Origin of the sequence: Thermomonas beijingensis (assembly GCF_020034655.1) — a bacterium.
Classification (GTDB): domain Bacteria; phylum Pseudomonadota; class Gammaproteobacteria; order Xanthomonadales; family Xanthomonadaceae; genus Thermomonas; species Thermomonas beijingensis.
In genome coordinates this window covers 1-1,801 of sequence record NZ_JAIQDJ010000034.1, presented here as the reverse complement: position 1 = coordinate 1,801, position 1,801 = coordinate 1, and the positions used below count along the sequence as shown (strand labels likewise).

Annotated in this window: 1 protein-coding gene; it reads left to right on the top strand. The window is 53.5% G+C overall.

Annotated features, from left to right (window positions below; all coding sequences use genetic code 11):
• Positions 1 to 814 (top strand): hypothetical protein (locus K7B09_RS13015; RefSeq protein ID WP_223629893.1); only part of this gene is annotated, 814 nt, incomplete at its 5' end.
• Between the last annotated feature and the right edge of the window lie 987 nt (positions 815 to 1,801).

Below are 1,801 nucleotides of genomic sequence, written 5' to 3'. Positions count from 1 at the left end.
CACCGTGGTGGCGGTAGCATTCCGTAGCTTGCTTCGCGTGTGCACTGGGTCGTCGGGCGCCTACAACCTAACAGTTCGTTCAAGCCGACGCCGCTTCATGGCATCGTGTTATCTTTCGGTTTCAGGCTGCGGTCGCTTCGGTTGCACCTCGTTGCGGCGCGGCTTAACTCAGGTGTTAGCGCCCATGAAAGATAAATCGTTAGCCGAAAGACTGATCTACCTCGACACTGACTTTGTGTCTCGACTGTATGAATCAGAGTTCGACGTGTCGCCAAAAACCTCAATTACACGCACACAGGGCCTACAAGCCTCTGCCTCACTACCATTGTTCTCCGGTGGTGGAAGCTCAAGTGAGAGCAAGTCCTATAGTGTTTCCACACTAGAAATGCTTGATCAGCTATCAAGGCGACTTGATAGGTATCCCATATTTGAGGACTCTGCATACACAATGGACTCACCGTCCGGGCACTTCTGGGTTGATGGTGTATTTGGTACTAGCAAGGTCACCCTGTCCCGAACAACGCACACGATCACTTTGATTGGCAAACCAGACCCGACCAAGCCTCGCAAAACAGAGGAATTTGTTGGCGAAGAAGCCTTCTTCTCAATCAAGAGCGGCGAAACTCGTTTTGCCCTTTCCCCTACAGACGAGTATTTCGTTCCAGGCATCGCTGCGCTCAAAGGACTCTCGCATTTGGTAATTGATCGTCTATCCATGCCGTGTAGAGCTTTGCTGCGTGTTTTTTCAGCCAACACGTCTTTTAAGGAATGGGTCGCAACCCCATTGATCATCTATGATCCGGTTGGGCGCTAACAATTCATTCAAGCCGACGCCGCTTCGCGGCGCGGCTTAATTCAGGCGTTAGACCTGCCATGAGAAGAATCTGCAGTCTGGTAGTTCTGCTTCTTGGCATCACACTTGGTGCATCCGCTGCTGCCGAGTCGCATCCGGCCTGTTCTTCTGGCCTTACTCCTACATCGACCGTTCCGCCAAAGCTGCCGCCTCGACTGCACAACGAGTTCTCTGGCAAAGCCCAGGTCTCGTTTGTCATTAGTCGCACCGGTCAAGTGCAGTCACCCGCCATCGTCTCTGCGGCGTGGCATCCTATCGGTCGTAGCCGCGGCCAGCCCGTTGGATACAACGAGGCAATTCTTTCGGCTGTGACCCAATGGCGTTACCCCGCGCGAGGGAACTCGTGCCGCCATCAAGTTCCGGTAGAGGTTCAGTTCAAAGACTTGTCCAGCTCTGCGGTTGGCAGGTCTAACAATTCATTCAAGCCGACGCCGCTTCGCGGCGCGGCTTAATTCAGGTGTTAGGCGTTTCAAAAGCAAGGGCGCATTGCGGTCAAAGCTGTTTAAGAGCAGTGCGCTGCGATCGTGTGCTCTACGTTTCAATCGCACAGTGGCTACGTCAGCTGAGCGTTTCAACCATGCTTTTCTGCAAGAGCATTCGCTCTGCCGTCGCAGTAGGTTTCAAGGCCATGACACAGCAACAATGCACGCATTGAGTACCAACCCTCACAAGCAGCAGCTACTCAAAGCCATCTAGCGCAGTCACTTTGCTCAGTGCAAAAATCTCGCCTAACAATTCGTTCAAGCCGAACCCGCTTCGTGGCGTCAAATGCGTGCTTGCGCTACGCTAGCACGCATTCGCCGCCACTACGCGTGTCGGCTTAACTCAAGTGTTAGGCCGCTATGGAAGATTGCAGCGACTCAAACTCTCTTATTCGCGTGACTGGCCTCATTGCGGCCGGAAGCGCACTTATTTTCATTGCCGCACTCGGCTTTCTGGCCATAGCCA